This is a genomic window from Coxiella-like endosymbiont of Rhipicephalus sanguineus, assembly GCF_018687865.1.
The window spans coordinates 1-2,697 of the sequence record NZ_NIQB01000092.1; the positions used below are offsets into that span (position 1 = coordinate 1).

The window sequence follows — 2,697 nt, forward strand, 5'->3', positions numbered from 1 at the left end:
TTTAATGGCGAACCAATGCTTGATAGGGATTTTATTGAAGCTTTTACGTTTATTGAAGAAAATCGTGATCAGGAACCTCTCAGCTTTTTTGAATTCACCACTTTAGCCTGTTTTTATATTTGTAAAAAATTAACCTTGGATATTCTCTTATTAGAAGTAGGATTAGGGGGGCGGTTAGATGCTGTTAATATCATTGATCCAGACGTCGCGGTAATTACCACAATTGATATAGATCACACAGATTGGTTAGGAAGTGATCGAGAGTCTATTGGACGGGAAAAAGCAGGAATTTTTCGGACACACCGCCCAGTGATTTGTGGCGACCCTCATCCGCCGAAAAGTCTCCTTGAAGTGGCTCAACTCTTGCAAGCCCCCGTTTTCCAATTTATGAAAGATTTCTCAATAATCGAATATGAAAAAACGTGGAAGTGGCAAGGACCTAAAATTAATTACGATGCTTTACCTTTACCTCAATTAAAAATTCAAAATGTAGCCACCAGCTTGATGGTAGTAGCTCGCTTACAAAATCGCCTGCCTGTAAAGAAATTGGCTATTGTAGCTGGTATTCAAAAAGTTACTCTACCTGGTCGTTTTGAGCGAGTGAAAAAGCCCGTTTCTGTTATTTTTGATGTGGCACATAATCCGCAATCGGCCCATTATTTAGCAGAACAGCTTTGTTGTTCCCCTCATTCAGGGCGAATGTTTGCAGTGGCAGGAATGTTAAAAGATAAAAATATTTCAGGCATTTTCTCTCCTCTGCTTTCCTGTATTGATCATTGGTATGTAGGTGACCTTGCAGGAATACGCGGTGCTTTAGGTGAAAAATTGGCGGAAACTTTGAAGACAGAAGGTGTTGAAAATTGTTATAATTTTACTTCGATTAACGAAGCGTTTGAAAAAGCAATTGCACAGTGTAAAGAACAGGATAGCATCGTAGTTTTTGGTTCGTTTTATACAGTGGCTATAGCTAAACAATTTCTTTCCCGAGGCTAGAATCATGGAAATTAAAATTAAACAAAGATTAATTGGAGTGGTAGTTATTCTTTCCGTAGGAGCAATTTTTTTGCCGTTATTATTTCATAACCCGCATCCAACCAGCAGTTTATCAATGGTAACAACAGTTCCGAAAGCACCAAATAAACTTGAAGTGCAATTGCAATTGTCAGAGCCTATACCAGAAGAAAAGGCAACTTCAAAGGCGATTTCTATTCCTTCAAAGTTAATTACCATAGAATCGAAAGAAAAGACTATCCCCTCGACTTTACAATCAGATGAGGTGCCGCTCTCTACGGTTTCATCAGAATCCCCGGCAAAACTCAAAGCTGTTACCATCTCAAAAACCAAAGTTTCATCTACTCAACACCATGAATTTAATGTTGCTGAAAAATCTCCAGAAATTAAGCAAAAAGTAGCCGTAAAAAAACCTCATTCGTCAGCTAATTTATTGTTATCCAGGACTCCTAAGGCTTGGGTAATTCAAGTGGCTAGTTTTGTAAATCAAGACAATGCAAAACGATTGCTTAAACAATTGCAAGCGAGTGGGTTTGATGCTTATATTCGTCAGAGTAATGAAGGAAAAAAAGTCAGCCGTATTTTTGTAGGTCCTCTAATTGATTACACTAAAATTATTGAAATCCAGAAGGAGTTAAAACAAAATTTGCATTTAAAGGGTGTTATTAAACGATATCAAATGGTTTAGAGATACTTTTAATTATAATAGGCGCTGAAATGAATTTTAATATTTTTTCACATTTTAATTGGGTCGATTTCACAATTGTTGGAATTATTGTTTTCTCGATTATTATTAGTTTTTTTCGTGGTTTCGTACGAGAAGCTATTTCGTTGGTAATATGGATTGGGGCCATCGTTATTGCTTTTAAATTTTCAGAACCTGTTCAAATTCATTTGCGCCCATGGATTAATTTGGATTCTCTTCGGTATGCGGCCACTTTTGGGATTTTGTTTTTAGCTGTTTTTATTTTTGGAATTTTTATTAATTTGATTTTACATGTGCTCGTAAAAAAACAGGACTTACTATTACCGATCGCTTGTTGGGTATTTTTTTGGAGCAGCACGTGGTTTGCTTATCATTGCCATTTTTCTCATCTTTGTTAGTGTGGGTAATATCAAGGACGGAACGGCGGTTAGCCAATCGCAATTAGCGTCCAAATTTGAACCGATAGTAACTCGGCTAAATCAGTTTTTACCTTGGCAGCTTAAAAATATTTTGCAATGGTTGGTAGAACCACCTCAAACTGAAGTTAATAGAGGTAATACGGTAATGTGTGGTATTGTCGGTATTATTTCTCATAACCAAGTAAATCAAGCAATTTATGATTCGTTGACTATTTTTACAACACCATGGACAAGATGCAGCTGGTATTATGAAAGTGATGGCGAGCGGATTTTTTTACAAAAATCAAGTGGGGATTAGTTCATGACGTAATTCATGAATCTCATATGCTCCGCCTCTTGAGGAATATGGGACGAATATGTTCATTATCCTACGACAGGAACGGAGAGCCCCGCCGAATCGCAACCTTTTTATATAAATTCTCCTTACAGATTGAGTTTAGTTCATAATGGGAATTTATTAAATGTTAAAGAATTGATGAATGATTTAATACGTAGGGATTTGCGCTATTTAAATACTACTTCGGATTCAGAAATTTTACTCAATGTGATGGCCCATGAATT

The 2,697-nt window shown here is 36.6% G+C and carries 3 protein-coding genes and 1 pseudogene; all 4 read left to right on the forward strand.

Features of this window, described 5'->3' with window-relative positions:
• On the forward strand, window positions 1-993 hold a 993-nt coding region (locus B1F79_RS05225; RefSeq protein WP_251366269.1), incomplete at its 5' end, for a bifunctional folylpolyglutamate synthase/dihydrofolate synthase.
• A 4-nt stretch (window positions 994-997) separates the two neighbouring features.
• The gene (locus B1F79_RS05230) at window positions 998-1,699 is read left to right on the forward strand and encodes an SPOR domain-containing protein (protein WP_251366270.1); all 702 of its coding nucleotides are present in this window, start codon (window positions 998-1,000) and stop codon (window positions 1,697-1,699) included.
• Window positions 1,700-1,728: 29 nt separating this feature from the next.
• A complete protein-coding gene (locus tag B1F79_RS05235; protein ID WP_251366271.1) occupies window positions 1,729-2,115 on the forward strand; it encodes a CvpA family protein in 387 nt (128 codons plus the stop codon).
• Between the two features lie 166 nt (window positions 2,116-2,281).
• Window positions 2,282-2,697, forward strand: a pseudogene (locus B1F79_RS05240) (amidophosphoribosyltransferase); the annotation flags it as partial.

Bases quoted from the DNA above. Each gene is read 5' to 3' on its own strand.
- B1F79_RS05235 (WP_251366271.1), top strand. From the start codon at position 1,729: ATGAATTTTAATATTTTTTCACATTTTAATTGGGTCGATTTCACAATT.
- B1F79_RS05230 (WP_251366270.1), top strand. From the start codon at position 998: ATGGAAATTAAAATTAAACAAAGATTAATTGGAGTGGTAGTTATTCTT.